Here is a 17,361-nt window from a genome sequence, read left to right on the forward strand (position 1 = left end):
CCTTCAATTCTAGTAGGGGTGAATCCAGTTACCAACTGCCCGAAGCCCCCCCACCTGAGGAATGCCCACCCTCATCATCACTGCGGCTCGAGTAACTGTCGTCATAGCTGGAGTAACTGTGGTAGCGATCGTCATCATCGTCGTAGGAGGGGCGAGAGCGATCCTGAGGCTGCGGCCAGTTGCCAAAAAAGAAATTGAAAATAAACTTGACGATCGCAGAAATGATGCTGGAAGGAATAAGAATGATCAGACCAACAATGATAAAGATGCCCGTAATAATGTTCCCCCCGGCAGTGCTGGTGTAAGTTGAGGGGACAGAGCTACTGGAGGTGGTCAACTGATTGGTCCCCAGTTCATTGAGCAGAGCACGCACCCCATTCATGATGCCCTGCGCCATCTGGCCCCGGCGAAAGTCCGGCAGCATATAGCGATCAATCACGGTTTGCATGCGTGGGTTCCAACCACTGCCATAGGCACTGCCCAATTCAATCCGCACCTTGCGATCGCCAGGGGCAACCAACATCATCACGCCATCATTGCGCCAACGGCTACCCACGCCCCGATGGTTAAATAAATCCGTGGCAAAGGCTTCAAAACTCGGGTGTTGGTTGCTGTAGTCGCGATAGGAAGGAATCGTTACCAGCAGGACTTGCTGATTCGTGCGTTGATGAAATGCTTGAAGTTCGGAGCGAACCTGTTCCCGCTGGGGATCCTCTAACACCTTCACTAGATCGTTGATGTAGGTATCGGGTAAATCAGGGAAGCGCACATAGGCTTGAATCGGCGACGGCGCCAGCGTCAACATCAAACCGGCCACCACAGAAAGGATCAGCAACAAAGGGCGGTTTCGCCAGCGCAAAGTCATCATTTTTCTGAAAGGAGTGCATCTTGGCTCACAGTATAGCTTTTCTGCTCAAAAACATTCACAAAATGTGTGTATTGATGACTAATTTATGACTAAGTTTCGTTTAAGAATAGATTAATTGTTTCTGATAGATAATTGACGCAGGCACTGGTCTGAGAGCATTAGAGAAATTGACAGGGTTGACGAATTGCCTGTGCCAATAACTGCCGATACTCGCGATCGCTGACAACATATGCCCCAAAGCGCTCAAGATGGGGATTTTGCAGTTGGGCATCAAACAGCAGAAAGCCGCGACGCCGCAGATACTCCACCAGTTTCACCATCGCCACTTTCGAGCCGTCGGGGATGCGATAGAACATGGACTCACCAATAAATGCGCCGCCAATCACAATACCGAGAATGCCCCCTGCCAGTTCATCCCCCTGCCACGTTTCAAAACTTACTGCCCAACCCGTGGCGTAAAGCAGATGGTACACCTCCTTGAGACGGGGTGTTATCCATGTACTCGGGCGATCGGCACACCCCTCAACCACAGCAGCAAAGTCCCGGTTAATCGCTACTTGAAAGCGATTTTGATTGAGCACCCGCTGCAAAGACTTCGGATAGCGAAACCGCTCATCGAGGGGAATCAATGCCCGCTGGCGGCTGGTGTACCACTCTAGGTGATCGCCTTCCCCCATGAGAAAGTAGCCTTCGGCATAGCCATCATCAATAAAGGTATCGCGTACCCACTCGGCCTCAGAAATCTCCATGCTGATAATCTGAACAATAGACACTTCACATTAACTCTAGTGTTGCCTATGCTACTCTCATCCTCAGCTGTCACGACAACCATTAGCCGTTACTGGCGCTGGTGTGTAGCATTGCTATTGGCCATCCTGTGGATTCTGCTCACCCCTACGGGGGCGATCGCCGAAGATTACACGAAAGAAGCCCTGATCAATATGGATTTTTCCGGGCGGGATCTGCGGGGGTCGGAATTCACAAAAGCCAACCTCTTCCACAGTAACCTCAGCCACACCAATCTTCAGGGGGTAAGCTTCTTTGGTGCCAACATGGAAACGGCTAACCTTGAAGGTGCCGATTTACGCTACGCCACATTGGACACCGCACGGCTGACCAAGGCCAATCTCACCAATGCCATCCTTGAAGGTGCCTTTGCTTTTAATACCAACTTTGACGATGCCATTATCACCGGTGCTGACTTTACCGATGTGGAACTGCGGGAAGACGCCCAACGCAAGCTCTGCAAGGTTGCCAGTGGCACTAATCCCGTGACGGGGCGCAAAACATGGGAAACGCTCCACTGTGAAGACTTTGCCACTTAATCCGTCTGCGTTTGCTCAGGATGATCCCCACGATTGTCCGTAGGACACGCTGCGCGATCGCCCGTGTCGGGAATTCTGATAAAGTATTACAAAAGTTAAGATTTATGACTAGAGTTTTTCATGAACGTTTTTATTGTTGGCGGTACGGGTACCCTAGGGCGGCAAATTGTGCGCCGCGCTTTAGATGAAGGACATCAGGTCTATTGTTTTGTCCGCAGTCCAGCCAAAGCCACCTTTCTGCGGGAATGGGGCGCCACCATTCTTCAGGGAAACCTCTGTGCTGCTGACAGTATTCTTGAGGCATTGCAGTACGCCAAAGCCTCAGTGGTCATTGATGCCTCTGCCACTCGCCCCACCGATACCCTAACCATCGAAGCAGTGGATTGGCAAGGCAAAGTCAACTTGATTCAGGCTGCCCAAGCTGCTGATATTGAGCACCTGATCTTTTTCTCGATTATGGGAGCGCAGGACTATCCCCACGTGCCCCTGATGCAAATCAAACACTGTACCGAAGACTTCTTGCGCGAATCAGGGCTAAACTACACGATCCTGCGTCCCTGTGGCTTCTTTCAGGGCTTGATTGGCCAATACGCGATCCCGATTCTGGAAAATCAATCCATTTGGGTTTTGGGAGAGTCCACCGCCATTGCCTACATGGATACTCAGGACGTGGCCAAATTTGCCGTGCGTGCCATTGATCGGCCAGCGACCTATGGCAAAACCTTTGATCTAGCGGGCACCCGCGCTTGGACAGCCGATGAAATTATTAAGCTATGTGAAAATCTCTCAGGGCAGGAGGCAAAAATTACCCGCTTGCCCATTGGGGTTTTGCGAGCCGCACGGCAGGCCACCCAGTGGTTTCAGTGGACATGGAACATTAGCGATCGCCTTGCCTTTACGGAAGTGATTGCCAGTGGTCAAGTCTTCAATGCCCCGATGGAGGAAGTCTATCGCACCTTTGACCTCGATCCCAGCGAAACCCTGACCCTTGAGGCCTATTTACAGGACTATTTCACCCGAATTCTGCGTAAACTCAAAGAATTGGATTACGAAAAAGCCAAACAGAAAAAATCTGGACGCAAAAAACGCAGTCCCTTTAAGTCCACCCCCTAGGAGTTGCTGTGAAGGCGGGGATCATCTACAACGAAGGCAAACCCCTTGCGGTCGAATTGGCTACCCATGTCCGTCAAATCTTAGAGCTTCAGGGCTGGGAAGTGCACATGGCCACGGGGATTGGTGGCATTCTTGGCTATTCCCGTCCCGATAGTCCCGTCTGCCATACCCCCATTGATCAACTGGTGCCCCCCGGCTTTGATGCTTCCATGGCCTTTGCGGTGGTTCTTGGCGGCGATGGCACTGTGCTTTCTGCCTTTCGCCAGTTGGCTCCCTGTGAGATTCCGCTGCTCACCATCAACACCGGCCACTTGGGCTTTCTCACCGAGGGCTATGTCGCCGATTTAGAACCTGCCCTTGATCAAGTGCTGCGCGGCGACTACACGATTGAAGATCGCACGATGCTCACGGTTCAAGTCCTGCGCGATCAAACCGTTATTTGGGAAGCCCTCTCCCTCAATGAAATGGTGATCCACAAAGAACCCCTGACGGGAATGTGCCACTTTGAAGTGGATGTGGGTGCCCATGCCCGCGTGGATATTGCTGCTGATGGCTTGATTCTCTCCACCCCCACCGGTTCTACGGCCTATGCCCTCTCGGCGGGTGGCCCTGTGATTACCCCCGGTGTGGCGGCTTTACAATTGGTGCCCATTTGTCCCCACTCTTTAGCCTCCCGTGCCCTTGTCTTTGCCAACAGCGAACCGGTGTGGATTTATCCAGCGAACCCCTTCAAGCATCTCATTCTGGTGGTGGATGGCAATGCGGGCTGCTACATTCAGCCAGAGGATCAAGTTTTTGTGCAACGTGCCCCCTACCGTGCCCGCTTCATTCGCCTGCGTGCGCCAGAATTCTTCCATGTGCTGCGGCAAAAACTGGGCTGGGGACTGCCCCATGTAGCCAAACCACGCCCCAAGAATAGTCCAAATCCCTAGGGCAAATGGTCTCGAAGGAACCCCCGATGACAACAGCAGCCGAACGGATTCAACAACTGCGGCACCTGCTTCAGCGTGCGAGCTACGCCTACTATGCCCTCGATCAGCCGATCATGGAAGATGAAGTCTATGACCAGCTCTATCGCGAACTGCAGGAACTCGAAGCGGCTCATCCTGAGTACATCACCCCCGACAGCCCTACCCAGCGGGTCGGCGAAGCTCCCGTCAGTCAATTTGAGAGTGTCAGCCATCGCATTCCCCTCTATAGCCTCGAAAATGCCTTTACCTTTGCCGATATGGTGGCGTGGCAGGAACGCTGGCAGCGCTATTGGCGTAGCCTACGGCAAGAGGAGCCAATTCCCCCGACGGAATATGTCTGCGAACTCAAAATGGATGGTGTGGCCCTTGCTTTGACCTATGAAAACGGGTTATTGGTGCGGGGGGCAACTCGGGGCGATGGCCAACGCGGTGAGGATATTACCAGCAATGTGCGCACGATTCGCACCATTCCCCTGCGGCTAGCCATCGAGAACCCACCACCAATCGTTGAAGTTCGTGGGGAAGCTTTTTTGCCTTTGGCGCGATTCCATCAACTCAACCAAGAACGCCAAGCCCAAGGAGAAGCTCCCTTTGCTAATCCCCGTAATGCCGCCGCCGGTACTCTCCGTCAACTGCATCCGCGCATTGTTGCCCAACGCCAACTGGACTTCTTTGCCTATGCGCTGCATTTACCTGAAGGGGGTAGCGTTCCTTGGGATGAGAAGCAAGCAGGGGAACCCCAATCGCAGCGGCAAGTGCTCAATGCGCTGCAACGCCTTGGCTTTCGGGTCAATCCCCACAATGCCGACTGCCCTGACCTAGAGGCGGTGAAAGCCTACTACGACCACTGGCAAACCGCCCGCCACCAACTGCCTTATCTGACCGATGGCATTGTGGTCAAGCTCAATGATTTAACGCTGCAACAGGCTCTTGGCTTTACGCAAAAGTTTCCCCGAGGTTGTATTGCTTGGAAGTATGAACCGGAACAGGCGATTACCGATGTGGTGACAATTACGGTTCAGGTGGGACGCACGGGTGCGCTCACCCCAGTCGCTGAACTGGTGCCAGTGCAATTAGCGGGTACCACGGTATCACGGGCAACGCTGCACAATGCAGACTACATTGCCGAATTGGATTTGCACATTGGCGATAAGGTGGTGATCCACAAAGCCGGCGAAATCATTCCAGAGATTGTGCGGGTCTTTCCCGAATTGCGATCGCCAACGGCTCAACCCTTTACGATGCCCACCGTGTGTCCTGAATGTCATCAGCCGGTGGTGCGCCCTGCCAATGAAGCGGTGAGTCGCTGTGTCAATCCGCGGTGTCCGGCGATCGTGCGCGGCCAAATCCTCCACTGGGCAAGTCGGGATGCCTTGGATATTCAAGGGTTAGGGGAAAAGCTAGTACAGCAATTGGTGGCCAAGGAGTTGGTGCACACCCCGGCAGATCTCTATCGCCTGACGGCAGCACAACTGTTGCGCCTTGAGCGCATGGGTCAAAAGTCCGCTGCTAAATTGTTGCAGGCGATCGCCGACTCGAAAGAACAACCGTGGCCACGGGTGCTCTATGGCCTAGGCATCCGCCATGTGGGGAGTGTCAATGCCCAAGTGCTTGCCGATCAATTCAAGTCTGTTGAGGAGCTGGCCGCTGCTACCGTCGCCGATCTGTGTGGGGTCTATGGCATTGGTGAGGAAATTGCCCAAGCGGTTCACGAGTGGTTCCAAGACCCAGCGCACCAAACCCTCATTGCTGATCTCAAAGCCTTGGGGCTACAACTGGCGGCGGCGATCGCCACTGCACCAACGACTGGGCAACCCCTTGCGGGCAAACGTTTTGTGATTACAGGCACCCTACCCAGCCTCACCCGTGAAGCAGCCAAAACGCTGATCCAGCAACATGGCGGTCAAGTGAGTGAGAGTGTCAGTCGGCAAACGGATTATCTAGTGGTGGGCGAAAAAGCGGGGAGTAAACTGCGACGCGCTCAAGAATTGGGCATCCCCTGCATCAGTGAAACAGAACTTATAGAAATGTGTCGTTAGACAAAAAATTAGTGGGAGTACGGCGTCACGACCCTGAAAAATCTTTTAGCCTAAAAAGTGTGGCTGCTTAGTACCTAACGTTCAAGCACAATAGGGGGCAATTCGCTGATCTATGGTTTCTGTCACGCCGTCTCGACCTGCTGGGAGTGCCAATGCTATGACCCGTGCTCAGGGCTATCAGCATCAGTTACACCAAACTCATCCGACGCGCACCAATCACTATAGCCTGCGGGACTATCTGCAATTTGATCGCCAACGGGGCAGCATTACCGACTGGTATGATCAGCGGATCGCTCTAGCGACAGAAGACTTTGTCATTGGCCTAGTGGAAGGTCTCGAAGAGGAAGTTGGCCCTGCTTCTGCCCTCGTCATGTACAAAATTGGCGAAGAGTGGGGCAAACGCGATGCGGTTGTCTTTAAGCAACACTTTGAGCAAGAGTACCAGCGCGAACTACGCAAGGCCGCCTTGACATTTATCCTTGAGGCTTGGTGGTGGCCCTTTACAACTCTAGGCTGGGGCAACTGGGAAGTGGATCTCACGGAGCAAAAGAATGGTTTTATGTTCATCAATATCTTTGACTCCGTGGTGGCGCGCACCCTTGGGGATGTGGGTAAGCCCGTCTGCTACATCTATGCCGGTCTGTTTGCGGGCTTCTTTACGGGATTGATTCAAAAGCCCCTGAGTTGTATCGAGTTGCAGTGCTATGCCATGGGGGAAACCTACTGTAAGTTTCTCGTCGGTAAACAGGATCGCATTGATGCTGCTGCCTTCTGGCAAAACGAAGGAGCCACGGCACGGGATATTGAAAAACGCCTGCGCCAAGGGGAGTTGGTGAAACGATAAGCTCCAGGTGAGTGTGTTCATTTATTTTCTAGCGAGGGTTGCCCTATGTTCCGTCAGTTGAATCACTTAACCGTTGTTGCCGATGGTCGCTATGCCCGTCCTGAGGAATTGAACTTTCTGCGGGATTATCTGGCCTCGGTGGAGAGTCGCATCAGTGCCTACGAAAAAATCCGCACTGAGGCGGAAATGATGGCGGATAAAATTCAATCCATGCAAAAGGCAGAAAATCCCCGCTGCTTCCAGTTCATCAATGGCGATCGCTCAGAAATTTGCCGTCGTGATTTAGTGGATACCATTCGTCTGTGTGCCTCGGCCATGCTTTTTGCGGAGTTGGACTTGCTGCGGGATAATTTCTTACTTTGGTACCGCACCATTGTCAAATCCTTTAACTACGAAGCAACTGCCTCCTCCACCTATGGCAAGTACCTGCCGAATATGATGAAGCAACTGCTCACGCCCGAAGAACAACGGGTGATGCAGCCTGTCCTTGCCCTCGGCAGTTCAATTTTGTCAGAATAGAGTTGTTGTGGGGTGGGACTGATGCTGCGTCAACTAGAAAAACTCAGCCTTGAGGCCGATGGCCGCTATGCCAGTGCCAAGGAACTGGAATTTCTCAGAAATTATCTAGCAGCAGCGGAGCAGCGCATTAGTGCCTACGAAAAAATCCGCGATGCTGAAGAGAAAATCCTAGATCAGGTGGAGCAGCAACTGCGCGCCAAAAGTCCCCATATTTTCCGTAAGGGCAATCACGACTATTCCGCCGTGTGTCGGCGCGATCGCAAGCATGTGCTGCGCCTAGCGGCAGCGGCGATGTTATTTGCCGATCTCGATAGCCTGCGGGATGGCTTCTTGCTGTGGTACCGCACGATCATTAAGGCCTTCAAGGATGAAAAGGTGGCACAAGTGACGTACCAAGTCCTGCCCCAAGCGGTCAATCAAGTGCTCTCGGGCGAGGAAACACCGTTAATGCAGCCTGTGATGGCACTGACCCAGTCCATCCTAGGGGAATCGGCTTGAGCACCTGAGCAGTGTGGCAAAAATGCGCTAGCCTAGAAGCACCGATTGCACGGGGCAATTTATCACTCCTGCGATCGCCTTTGGCGTACCATTGGTATTCGCCGCTATAGTATTACTAAGATTCATTGGGATACACAAAGGCATGACCATATCGGCGCAATTGCTGCAACGGGCAGATTTGATCGGTACACAGGTAATTACCCGTGATACTGGTCGGAAGTTAGGCGTCATTAATCAAGTTTGGGTCGATATTGACCAGCGGCAAGTGGTGGCCTTGGGGGTACGCAATACCCTCTTTACAGGGGAGCAACGCTACATTCTTCTCGACAGTATTCGCCAAATTGGCGATGTCATTCTCGTTGAGCACGATGATGATGTCACTGAAGCTCTCAATACCTACAACTACAGCACACTGATTGATAGTGAGATTGTCACCGAAACCGGCGAAGTGCTGGGTAAGGTACGGGGCTTTAAGTTTGATCCTGAAACGGGCGACATTACGGATTTGATTTTGGCTTCCATTGGCTTGCCTTGGATTCCGGCGCAACTGATTAGCACCTACGAGTTGCCCATTGAGGAAATTGTCAGCACCGGCCCTGATCGCATTATTGTCTTTGAAGGGGCAGAAACCCGCCTGCGGCAATTAACAGTGGGTCTCTTAGAACGGGTCGGCTTGGGGGCACCCCCTTGGGAAAGCGACGAGGACGAGTACTATCAACCCGTTACGCCGAGCAGTAATCAATTGCCCTCCGGAGCGCGATCGCCTGTCTATCCCCCCCAACGCAGCCGCAGTGATTACGAAGCCGATTGGGAAACCGCTCCCCGGCGGCGCCGTCGCCAGCCCGAGTATGTGGAGTATGAGGAGGAGTATGAGTACGAAGAGCGTCCCCGCTCGCGTCAAGTTAAACCTCCAGCTCCAGCCATGCCCGTAGAACTGCCGGAATCGGAACCCACTGCCGATCCTTGGGAAGAACAACAACCGATTCGCCTTGAGCAGCGGCAGAAGCAAGAGGAATACGATCACGAATAGTCGGGAATAGTCCACAATGGCCTATGTCCCACTGGCCACGGTACTTCAGCAATGGCAGCAGGCTCCTGAATGGCAACAGCCGCAACACTTCTTGCGTCTTTTGGAGCAGTGGCCGCAGCTCGTGGGGGCGGTCGTCGCTGAGCACGCTGTTCCTGTGGAACTCACCAGTCAAGGGGTTTTGCATGTGGCCGTTGCCAGTAGTACTTGGGCACATCATCTGATGTTCTCGCGATCGCCCGTCATGGTCAAAATTCAGCAGACCCTTGGTATTCCCCTCAGTGATATTCGCTTTTCCAATCGGGACTGGCAACCCCAACGCTCAGCGATCGCTAGCCATGAGGCCTTACCGAAAGTCGGGCATCTTCCCAGTGTGGCGCCTGCGGCCACTCCCCAAGAGGCTTTTCAACGATGGCAAGCCCAAGTGCGCCAGCGATCGCGAGACTATCCCCTCTGCCCCCGCTGTCAGTGCCCCACTCCCCTTGAGGAATTACAGCGCTGGGGGCGTTGTGGCCTGTGTTACACGCGATCGCTCTAAATACCAGAGCCGTTGAGAAACTCTTCAATGGGGCGATCGCTCAGGCGGCAGGCTTGACCTTGGGAGGCTTGCAAATGTCCTTGCGCCAGAGCAGGCACCTTTTCCTGCTGTTGCAGTGTTTGCACCTGTTTCTCTAGGAGTTCAATGCGATCCAAGAGATAGCGAATTGCTTCGGCCTCAGAGTCTGGCAGTTGACCGTGTTCCAAGGGGGCAATTTTGGCACCTGCACGATAGACAATTCGCCCGGGAATCCCCACCACGGTACAATCCGAGGGCACATCCCGCAGCACCACAGACCCCGCGCCAATGCGCACATTGTCCCCAATCGTGAGGTTGCCCAACACCTTTGCCCCAGCACCGACAACCACATTTTCACCGAGGGTAGGGTGCCGCTTTCCCGTTTCTTTACCGGTACCGCCGAGGGTCACTCCCTGATAAATCAAACAGTAATTGCCCACAATCGCAGTCTCGCCAATGACGACCCCCATGCCGTGATCAATGAAAACGCCCTTGCCAATCGTGGCGCCGGGGTGAATTTCAATCCCCGTCAGCAGGCGAGCAATGTGAGAAATAAAGCGGGGGATAAAGGGAATACCCCGCCGCCAAAGCCAGTGGCTCAACCGATGGAGAACAATGGCCTGAAGTCCGGGATAGCAAAAAACAACCTCTAACCAATTGCGGGCAGCGGGATCCCGCTCAAAGATAATTTGGAAATCTGCTTTGAGGGTGCTGAGCACACGCGGCTCCTTGGCAGTGATGCAACCTAAACAGCAGTTTTGATCTTAGCGGATTTTGCCAAGGTCTAAGAGGCTTCAGGAGGCCACCAAAGGGGAAGGTTGCGATCGCCGAGTGCGCTGTAGGCCATATTCGAGGGCTTCGGCAACTGCTTGGTAGGAAGCTTCAATGATATTGGCAGAGACACCGACTGTTGCCCAGCGATCGCGCCCATTACTGGATTCCACCAGCACCCGTGTTTTGGCTGCCGTGCCGGCATGGCCATCTAAAATCCGCACCTTGTAGTCCGTGAGGTGAAACTCGGCAATCTCTGGATAGAAGGACATCAAGGCCTTGCGCAGCGCCTGATCTAATGCTGAGACAGGACCATTGCCCTCTGCCGCCGTGAGCATCTCCTCCCCATTGACTTCAACTTTGACCGTGGCCAGAGACTGGCTGCGAATCGTGGCCTCTAGTTGGCGTGAATCGGTGCGGCAAAAAACATCAAAGCCCTTGAGGGTAAAGGGTCGCTGGCGTTGCCCTAGAACCTCCTGAATCAGGAGTTCAAAACTCGCTTCCGCCGCTTCAAATTGATAGCCTTCGCTTTCTAGGTGTTTAATCCGCTCCAAAATTGTCCGACTCAGGGGATGCTGCCGATCCAACTCAAAGCCAAGTTCACTGGTTTTCGCCAAAATATTGCTGATGCCCGCCTGCTCAGAAATAATAATGCGCCGTTGATTGCCCACCCAATGCGGCTCAATATGCTCGTAGGTACGGGGGTTGCGCTGCACGGCACTGACGTGAATTCCCCCCTTATGGGCAAAGGCCGACAGCCCCACGTAGGGCGCGTGATCATCGGGGGCAAGGTTGACAATTTCACTCACGTGGCGGCTCACTTCTGTGAGGGTTGCCAACTGCTCTGGGGTGACACAGTCATAGCCCAGTTTCAATTGCAGATTGGGAATCAGGGTGCACAGATTGGCATTGCCGCAGCGTTCGCCATAGCCATTGATCGTTCCCTGCACCATCCGCACACCACTTTGCACCGCCGCAAGGGCATTGGCTACTGCCGTCCCGGCATCATTGTGGGTGTGAATCCCCAGACAATCAAGGCCACCAAAGTGCGCCATTACGTCTGCCACTACGGCTTGAATTTGATGGGGGAGGCAACCGCCATTGGTATCACACAGAACGAGCCATTCTGCCCCAGCAGCCAAAGCCGTTTCAAGGGTTTGTAGGGCATAGTCTGGATTGGCAAGATAGCCATCAAACCAATGCTCAGCATCGTAGATCACCCGCCGTCCTTGGGAGCGGAGGAACTGGATTGAGTCGGCAATCATGGCGCAGTTCTCCGCCAATGTGGTCTTGAGACCGTCGGTGACATGCAGATCCCAAGATTTGCCAAAGAGTGTCACCCAGCGGGTACCGGCTGCTAGGATCGGCTCAAACATGGGCTCTTCTGCTGCCTTGCGGCCGGGGCGACGAGTAGCACAAAAAGCAACGATTTCTGCCTGTTGGAGGGGCGTTTCCTGCAACTGCCAAAAAAACTGTACGTCCTTGGGATTGGCGCCCGGCCACCCCCCCTCAATAAAGGGAATGCCAAGGCGATCCAGTTGACGGGCAATCCGCAGTTTATCCTCGAGGGAGAGGGAGAGACCTTCCCGCTGGGCGCCATCGCGGAGAGTGGTATCGTACAGCCAAATTTTCACCGTGCCGACTCTCCCTTGGGATGCTCATAGTCATTGGCGTAAGCCTGCAGCAAAGAACTGACTTGGGAAAAGACCTCTTTACCAGAGGTTTTGCCAATGGCCGATCGCTCCGGATGAAATTGTGGCCGTGCCATGCTGCGGTTAATGGCCTCTTGGACTTGGGCGCGAATCAGATCCATAAGTTCCTCTTCAGCCCGCTGGCGTTGATACTGTGCACCCTCTTCGGTTGTGGCGTAGAGCGGGGGAAGGCGGTTGAGGGCGTAGGCGGCAATATCTCCCAAATCAAGGGCGCATTCTTGCTCCGCTTCAATGGCAGCAATGCGGGTAATTGCCTCGGTGAGCACCAATTCTTCCATGACGTTGATAAATTGCTTGCGGGGAACCGCCACCACTTGCCCCGTCAATAGGGCACCCATAAGGCGATCCAACGCCATATAGTCTTCCACGGAGAGTTCGGTGGCTTTGTCGCAAATGCGTCCTACTTCTGCCTCCTGCGTTGGTGTGAGATAACCATTGCGCAGTGCTTGTTCAACAATCTCTTGAATCCCCATACGTGTTTCCGCCGTAATTGCTGTAGGGGCACTCCCCCACTCAAATTTAGTATATGCCGAGGAACTGCCAAGGGCAGGGGGAATTTTCCACTGTAGGTAGTCCATATTTTAGAAAAAGGCGGTAACGCTAAGATAACGATAAGAACTGTTGCAAAGAACTGCCAAATCCTACGAAATCTTTATACCTGTATAGCCAAGTGGTAAAATTGTCGTAGGAAATAATTAAAGGCTAGCAGTCGCCCACATCATTCTCATTTCTTCTTCTGTTGCAGCCTATGGTTGTTTGGTTGTCATCTTTTTTACATACCGTAGAGCCATTACTAGTCCCAATTTGTTTTTGTTTTGCTTGGCTGCTGCTGGCAATCATGGCGTGGAATGTGTGGCACTTCACACAGGAGGGGCTGGCGATCGCCCGCCGCTTACATCAAATTCCCTGTTCTCGCTGTCGTTTCTTTTCAGGAGACTATCGCCTCAAGTGTTCACTACATCCCGATTGGGCAGCAACAGAAGCCGCCATTGAATGTCCCGATTATCATTTTGAATAAAGGACTGAGAGACCGAATTTATTCCTACAGGGAGTTGGAAGAGGGATCACCTTGTTACCAGAGTATCCACAATTGGTCATCTCCACCGAGGCCAGCACCTATATCGTCCCTCTTACCCAAGGCAATTCATGGGTGATTGGTCGAGGTAAAGACTGCACAATTGTTTTGGCGGATCGCTGGTCTTCCCGTCGCCATGCCATGATTCAGCGTCTGGATAATGATGATTATTATCTCATTGATTTGGGGAGTCGTAATGGCTGTGTGCTGAATGGTCAAATGATTCAGGTGCCGACGCTCCTCAAAACGGGCGATCGCTTTATTATCGGCAAAACAACCCTTGAATTTCGTACCGATGAGGCTGTCTCCACCACCCCGCCGGCTGCCCCTCTTGCCCTTCAACCCACCATTCTCATCATTCAACCCCCCGGCATTCAAGTACAAATTTGGCAAGAATTGCTGCGCAGTCAGGGGTTAGAAGTTATCGTTGAATCGGGGCAAATCAATAGCCGCCGCATTATTAGTGATTTTGTGACCGTGATGCAGCGCAACCCTGACCTGTTGCTCCTTGATTCGCAACTGGAAACCCCGGATATTGGTAACCTTTTGAATTGGATCAAGGCAACCTATCCCAAGCTGCGCAGTTTCATTATTGACCGCTACGACAACCATATTTCCCCCATGCAGCGACAATGGGCAGTAGAACATGGGGCAATTGATTGGCTGCCCGCACTGCCCGATGAAAATCTCACCATGTTTGGGGCAGAAATTGCAGCTCAATTACGCCGCATTCTCAAGGCCTTGGGACGCAACAAACTAGAGCAAGACAGGCTCGCAGTGGCTCTTTTGAATCTGCAATTGGCGACCAATGATGATTTGCCCTCCCAGTTGCTCAGTGAGTATGTCAATCGCCCGCCCTTTCCCCCTGAATAGTTGGCAGTTGATCCACCTGAAAATACTGGTGAAAGCGCTCAGTGACTTGGAGGATGTAGGAGCGACTTTGGCTATCCCGCCGCCGCTGAATAAACCCAAGGGTGAGGAGTTCTTGAATGTGTTGGTAGGCACTGGATCCCCGCAGTTCAATCACCTCTGGTTGGCGAATGGGGCCACGAAAAGCAATCAGGGCTAATGTGCGCTGTGCCGCAACCCCCAATTCAACGGGGATAAGGGACTGAACCAATTCTTGAAAGGCGGGCTTGAGTTGCAGGCTGTATCTATCGTCAATTTGGACAATTTCAAGGGCCGTTTGGCGATGGGCATAGTCGTTGAGTAGCTCAATCAGTGCCATTTCAACGGCCTCAGGAGCAGTGGCGGCAAGGGTTGCTAGTTCAGCAAGGGTCAGGGGCTGCGCCTTCAGGTAGAGAATGGCCTCCACCCGCATCGTTAATGTACGCAGGTCAGTGTCCCCTTGCATAGGCTATTGCCAGCGGAACAGGGCCGCTCCCCAAGTTAACCCCGCACCAAAGCCAGCGGTGGCAATTAAGTCTCCGGGTTGAATATGCCCCTGTTGAATCGGAGCCGTCAGGGCAAGGGGAATCGAGGCGGCGGAGGTATTACCATACTGACCCACATTGCTAATCACCTTTTCCTGAGGAATGCCCAAACGCTGGGCAACCGCGTCCAGAATGCGTTGATTGGCCTGATGCAACACCAGCCAGTCAATTTCCTCAACCGTACACCCCGCGCGGTGCAGGGCTTTCTCAATGACTTCAGGGACTTGGGTGACGGCAAAGCGATAAACTTCACGGCCATTCATGGCAATGGGAGCAAATCCCCCTTGGGCGATCGCGAGATTGTCCCCTAAGGTCTGGGGAGTACCAGCAAAGGCAAGGGTAAGGTGCTCATTGAGGCGACCATCACTGCGCAATTCAAAGCTCAAGAGTTGATCAGCATCGCTGGCTTGCAAGACCATCGCGCCGGCGCCATCGCCAAAGAGAATGCAGGTGCGGCGATCGCCCCAATCCACCCAGCGCGACAGAATATCACCACCAATGACCAAGGCACTGCGGTAGGCACCGGTGCGCAAATACTGAGCTGCCGTAACCAAGGCAAAGAGAAAGCCAGAACAGGCAGCCGTTAAGTCAAAGGCCACGGCATTTATCGCACCAATGCGAGTTTGCACCAAGCAGGCGGTGCCAAAGAGATCATCGGGCGTAGAGGTCGCCAAGATGATTAAATCGACTGCTGTGGGTTCTAGGCCGGCCATCTGTAGGGCTGCGCCCGCCGCTTCGCTGGCCAAATCCACAAGACGCTGGTCAGGAGCTGCCACGTGCCGTTCTTGAATGCCCGTACGGGATTGAATCCACTCATCAGACGTATCCACAAGGGCACTGAGGTGGGCATTGGTCAAGCATTGACGGGGGATTGCCGCGCCCACACCGCTAAATTTAACGCCCTGCACAGTCACTAAGCCTGATCCTCAACGGCAACGGCATGCTGATAACAGGCCTGAATCCGCTCTGAAACGCGATGATCCACCGCTTCCTTGGCTAGGCGAATGGCATTGAAAATCGAGGGCGCTTGGGAACTGCCGTGGCTAATGATACAGATGCCATCCACCCCCAACAGCAAACCACCGCCATGTTCGGCATGATCAATGCGCTGCTTAATTTTGCGGAGATTGGGACGCAGCAGCGCCGTACCCAGTTGCCCGCGCCAGCCCCGAGGTAGCTCTTCACGGAGAATTTGGACAAGGACACTACCCAAGGATTCAGCAAATTTAAGCAGAACATTGCCAACAAAGCCATCACAGACCACGACATCAAATTGTCCCGACAGAACATCGCGGCCTTCGGCATTGCCCAAGAAGGAGATTTGGCGATTTTGCCGCAGGAGTTGATGTGCCTTTAGGGCCAGATCATTGCCTTTGCAGTCCTCTTCGCCAATGTTAAGCAAGCCCACTTTGGGATCTTCGACATCCAAGACGTACTGGCTGTAGATCGAACCCATGACCGCAAATTGCTCAAGGTATTTCGGGCGGCAGTCCACATTGGCACCGACATCGAGGACAAGAACGGATTTGCCGGGGATGAGGGTGGGTAAGACGGCACCAATGGCGGGGCGATCAATGCCAGGGAGTCGACCCAAGCGCAATAGTGCCGCAGCCATCGCTGCCCCTGAGTGACCAGCGGAAACAACCGCATCAGCCGCACCCGCTTTGACCAGATCCATCGCCACGTTAATTGAGGCCTTGGGTTTCTTTTTCAGGGCGGTCAGGGGTTCTTCCCCCATTTCCACAACATCACTCGCTTCGACAATTTGGGGCTTGGCTGTGGGGGCATGTTCATTGAGGTAGCGCTGAATGGGCACCGGATCACCCACAAGGAGGATATCGGCATCTAATTCTTCACTGGCTCTGAGGGCACCGGCAACAATCTCATCGGGAGCATAGTCACCCCCCATGGCATCCACAGCAATCCGTGCACGAGTCATTGGCTGAACTCTTACGAGAAAATCCTTCAGAATTTTAGCAGATGACAGCCCTTTTCCTAAGAATGGCGGACACTGAACACGCTGAGGGGCAGTTTAGGACAAACTTCTACGGATAGAACCCTAGATCGGTGCCTGTGCCACTGTGGACATGGGCCAGTTGTTCATACTTACGGGCATGCTGACGTAGATCGGCGGCCTCAGTGTCACTCACTTCCCGCACCACTTTAGCGGGAATGCCCACAACCAAAGAGCGTGGGGGGACATCTTTGCTCACCACTGCCCCTGCACCGACAATACTGCCCGCTCCAACTCGAACGCCATTGAGAATCACGGCGCCAATGCCAATTAAGCAGCCATCTTCAACGGTTGCCCCATGAATAACCGCGCGATGCCCGACCGTCACCTCTTCCCCAAGGATCGTGGGTTGTCCCGGATCACCATGGAGGATGGCGCCATCTTGAACATTGGTGTGGGCACCAATCTCGATGTACGCCACGTCACCGCGTAAAACAGCGCCATACCAAATGCTACAGCCTTCACCCAAGCGGACATCGCCAACAAGGGTGGCATTGGGGGCAATAAAAGCAGCGCGATCGCCGGCAACGGGGGGCCAAAAAGCACTAGGGGCAGTGATTACCATGGTTGATTCCAAGCATTAAAAAGCTAAACGA

20 protein-coding genes are annotated in these 17,361 nt (G+C 53.5%); 11 read left to right on the forward strand and 9 right to left on the reverse strand.

The window, feature by feature from the left end:
- Nucleotides 1-28 precede the first annotated feature (28 nt).
- Together RHP47_RS01730 and aat are read right to left on the reverse strand one after the other, a co-directional pair.
- On the reverse strand, nucleotides 29-868 hold the full coding sequence (locus RHP47_RS01730) for a YgcG family protein (protein WP_286668880.1): 840 nt from the start codon (nucleotides 866-868) through the stop codon (nucleotides 29-31).
- A 158-nt stretch (nucleotides 869-1,026) separates the two neighbouring features.
- Complete coding sequence (gene aat, locus RHP47_RS01735; protein WP_190278157.1) at nucleotides 1,027-1,617, reverse strand: leucyl/phenylalanyl-tRNA--protein transferase; 591 nt, start codon at nucleotides 1,615-1,617, stop codon at nucleotides 1,027-1,029.
- Between the two features lie 48 nt (nucleotides 1,618-1,665).
- Between aat and RHP47_RS01740 the strand changes: the two genes are divergently transcribed.
- From RHP47_RS01740 to RHP47_RS01780, 9 genes are all read left to right on the forward strand, one after another.
- Nucleotides 1,666-2,193: a pentapeptide repeat-containing protein gene (locus tag RHP47_RS01740; protein WP_190278158.1), complete on the forward strand. Its 528-nt coding sequence runs from the start codon at nucleotides 1,666-1,668 to the stop codon at nucleotides 2,191-2,193.
- A gap of 120 nt (nucleotides 2,194-2,313) precedes the next feature.
- On the forward strand, nucleotides 2,314-3,306 hold the full coding sequence (locus RHP47_RS01745) for an NAD(P)H-binding protein (RefSeq protein ID WP_149817603.1): 993 nt from the start codon (nucleotides 2,314-2,316) through the stop codon (nucleotides 3,304-3,306).
- 8 nt (nucleotides 3,307-3,314) lie between these two features.
- Nucleotides 3,315-4,238 carry an NAD(+) kinase gene (locus tag RHP47_RS01750; RefSeq protein ID WP_149817604.1) on the forward strand — a complete coding sequence of 308 codons (924 nt, stop codon included), beginning with the start codon at nucleotides 3,315-3,317 and terminating at the stop codon, nucleotides 4,236-4,238.
- 26 nt (nucleotides 4,239-4,264) lie between these two features.
- Nucleotides 4,265-6,316 carry an NAD-dependent DNA ligase LigA gene (ligA, locus tag RHP47_RS01755; protein ID WP_310840893.1) on the forward strand — a complete coding sequence of 684 codons (2,052 nt, stop codon included), beginning with the start codon at nucleotides 4,265-4,267 and terminating at the stop codon, nucleotides 6,314-6,316.
- Between the two features lie 112 nt (nucleotides 6,317-6,428).
- Entirely contained in the window at nucleotides 6,429-7,160 is a 732-nt protein-coding gene (locus RHP47_RS01760) for a V4R domain-containing protein (RefSeq protein WP_149817608.1), read from the forward strand.
- A gap of 45 nt (nucleotides 7,161-7,205) precedes the next feature.
- Nucleotides 7,206-7,679 (forward strand): allophycocyanin, encoded by a 474-nt coding sequence (locus tag RHP47_RS01765; protein ID WP_149817610.1) that lies wholly within the window; start codon nucleotides 7,206-7,208, stop codon nucleotides 7,677-7,679.
- 21 nt (nucleotides 7,680-7,700) lie between these two features.
- Nucleotides 7,701-8,177, forward strand: a complete 477-nt coding sequence (locus RHP47_RS01770) for an allophycocyanin (protein ID WP_310840895.1) — start codon at nucleotides 7,701-7,703, stop codon at nucleotides 8,175-8,177.
- A gap of 142 nt (nucleotides 8,178-8,319) precedes the next feature.
- Nucleotides 8,320-9,207, forward strand: coding sequence for a PRC-barrel domain-containing protein (locus RHP47_RS01775; protein WP_190278159.1), 888 nt, complete (start codon nucleotides 8,320-8,322; stop codon nucleotides 9,205-9,207).
- Between the two features lie 16 nt (nucleotides 9,208-9,223).
- Nucleotides 9,224-9,742, forward strand: a complete 519-nt coding sequence (locus RHP47_RS01780; RefSeq protein ID WP_310840896.1) for a DUF721 domain-containing protein — start codon at nucleotides 9,224-9,226, stop codon at nucleotides 9,740-9,742.
- Here the strand turns inward: RHP47_RS01780 and cysE are convergent.
- The 3 genes from cysE to RHP47_RS01795 form a co-directional block, all read right to left on the reverse strand.
- Nucleotides 9,739-10,479, reverse strand: a complete 741-nt coding sequence (gene cysE / locus RHP47_RS01785) for a serine O-acetyltransferase (RefSeq protein ID WP_149817618.1) — start codon at nucleotides 10,477-10,479, stop codon at nucleotides 9,739-9,741. The two genes, RHP47_RS01780 and cysE, sit on opposite strands and share 4 nt — an antisense overlap.
- 75 nt (nucleotides 10,480-10,554) lie before the next feature.
- Nucleotides 10,555-12,165 carry a citramalate synthase gene (cimA, locus tag RHP47_RS01790; RefSeq protein ID WP_149817620.1) on the reverse strand — a complete coding sequence of 537 codons (1,611 nt, stop codon included), beginning with the start codon at nucleotides 12,163-12,165 and terminating at the stop codon, nucleotides 10,555-10,557.
- On the reverse strand, nucleotides 12,162-12,716 hold the full coding sequence (locus RHP47_RS01795) for a late competence development ComFB family protein (protein ID WP_286627150.1): 555 nt from the start codon (nucleotides 12,714-12,716) through the stop codon (nucleotides 12,162-12,164). Before RHP47_RS01795 ends, cimA begins: the two co-directional genes overlap by 4 nt.
- Nucleotides 12,717-13,081: 365 nt before the next feature.
- Between RHP47_RS01795 and RHP47_RS01800 the strand changes: the two genes are divergently transcribed.
- Both RHP47_RS01800 and RHP47_RS01805 read left to right on the forward strand, forming a co-directional pair.
- Nucleotides 13,082-13,261, forward strand: a complete 180-nt coding sequence (locus tag RHP47_RS01800) for a hypothetical protein (protein ID WP_286626342.1) — start codon at nucleotides 13,082-13,084, stop codon at nucleotides 13,259-13,261.
- Nucleotides 13,262-13,312: 51 nt separating this feature from the next.
- Nucleotides 13,313-14,191 (forward strand): FHA domain-containing protein, encoded by an 879-nt coding sequence (locus RHP47_RS01805; protein WP_286626344.1) that lies wholly within the window; start codon nucleotides 13,313-13,315, stop codon nucleotides 14,189-14,191.
- Here the strand turns inward: RHP47_RS01805 and scpB are convergent.
- The 4 genes from scpB to RHP47_RS01825 all read right to left on the reverse strand — a co-directional run bounded on the left by scpB (nucleotide 14,163) and on the right by RHP47_RS01825 (nucleotide 17,330).
- Entirely contained in the window at nucleotides 14,163-14,672 is a 510-nt protein-coding gene (gene scpB / locus RHP47_RS01810) for an SMC-Scp complex subunit ScpB (RefSeq protein ID WP_149817624.1), read from the reverse strand. The two genes, RHP47_RS01805 and scpB, sit on opposite strands and share 29 nt — an antisense overlap.
- 3 nt (nucleotides 14,673-14,675) lie before the next feature.
- Nucleotides 14,676-15,665, reverse strand: a complete 990-nt coding sequence (locus RHP47_RS01815; RefSeq protein ID WP_149817626.1) for a beta-ketoacyl-ACP synthase III — start codon at nucleotides 15,663-15,665, stop codon at nucleotides 14,676-14,678.
- Nucleotides 15,665-16,690, reverse strand: a complete 1,026-nt coding sequence (gene plsX, locus RHP47_RS01820; protein WP_149817628.1) for a phosphate acyltransferase PlsX — start codon at nucleotides 16,688-16,690, stop codon at nucleotides 15,665-15,667. The genes RHP47_RS01815 and plsX overlap by 1 nt, the downstream gene beginning before the upstream one ends.
- A 106-nt stretch (nucleotides 16,691-16,796) precedes the next feature.
- A complete protein-coding gene (locus tag RHP47_RS01825; protein WP_310840897.1) occupies nucleotides 16,797-17,330 on the reverse strand; it encodes a gamma carbonic anhydrase family protein in 534 nt (177 codons plus the stop codon).
- Nucleotides 17,331-17,361: the final 31 nt, after the last annotated feature.

Source organism: Thermosynechococcus sp. QKsg1, assembly GCF_031586415.1.
Classification (GTDB): domain Bacteria; phylum Cyanobacteriota; class Cyanobacteriia; order Thermosynechococcales; family Thermosynechococcaceae; genus Thermosynechococcus.

What these genes read in the sequence shown, in the direction of transcription:
- RHP47_RS01825 (WP_310840897.1), bottom strand. Translation starts at nt 17,330, where the DNA reads ATGGTAATCACTGCCCCTAGTGCTTTTTGGCCCCCCGTTGCCGGCGAT.
- RHP47_RS01795 (WP_286627150.1), bottom strand. Translation starts at nt 12,716, where the DNA reads ATGGGGATTCAAGAGATTGTTGAACAAGCACTGCGCAATGGTTATCTC.
- RHP47_RS01745 (WP_149817603.1), top strand. Translation starts at nt 2,314, where the DNA reads ATGAACGTTTTTATTGTTGGCGGTACGGGTACCCTAGGGCGGCAAATT.
- RHP47_RS01740 (WP_190278158.1), top strand. Translation starts at nt 1,666, where the DNA reads ATGCTACTCTCATCCTCAGCTGTCACGACAACCATTAGCCGTTACTGG.
- RHP47_RS01800 (WP_286626342.1), top strand. Translation starts at nt 13,082, where the DNA reads ATGGCGTGGAATGTGTGGCACTTCACACAGGAGGGGCTGGCGATCGCC.
- RHP47_RS01780 (WP_310840896.1), top strand. Translation starts at nt 9,224, where the DNA reads ATGGCCTATGTCCCACTGGCCACGGTACTTCAGCAATGGCAGCAGGCT.
- aat (WP_190278157.1), bottom strand. Translation starts at nt 1,617, where the DNA reads ATGGAGATTTCTGAGGCCGAGTGGGTACGCGATACCTTTATTGATGAT.
- RHP47_RS01760 (WP_149817608.1), top strand. Translation starts at nt 6,429, where the DNA reads ATGGTTTCTGTCACGCCGTCTCGACCTGCTGGGAGTGCCAATGCTATG.
- RHP47_RS01730 (WP_286668880.1), bottom strand. Translation starts at nt 868, where the DNA reads ATGATGACTTTGCGCTGGCGAAACCGCCCTTTGTTGCTGATCCTTTCT.
- RHP47_RS01775 (WP_190278159.1), top strand. Translation starts at nt 8,320, where the DNA reads ATGACCATATCGGCGCAATTGCTGCAACGGGCAGATTTGATCGGTACA.
- plsX (WP_149817628.1), bottom strand. Translation starts at nt 16,690, where the DNA reads ATGACTCGTGCACGGATTGCTGTGGATGCCATGGGGGGTGACTATGCT.
- RHP47_RS01770 (WP_310840895.1), top strand. Translation starts at nt 7,701, where the DNA reads ATGCTGCGTCAACTAGAAAAACTCAGCCTTGAGGCCGATGGCCGCTAT.
- ligA (WP_310840893.1), top strand. Translation starts at nt 4,265, where the DNA reads ATGACAACAGCAGCCGAACGGATTCAACAACTGCGGCACCTGCTTCAG.
- RHP47_RS01765 (WP_149817610.1), top strand. Translation starts at nt 7,206, where the DNA reads ATGTTCCGTCAGTTGAATCACTTAACCGTTGTTGCCGATGGTCGCTAT.
- scpB (WP_149817624.1), bottom strand. Translation starts at nt 14,672, where the DNA reads ATGCAAGGGGACACTGACCTGCGTACATTAACGATGCGGGTGGAGGCC.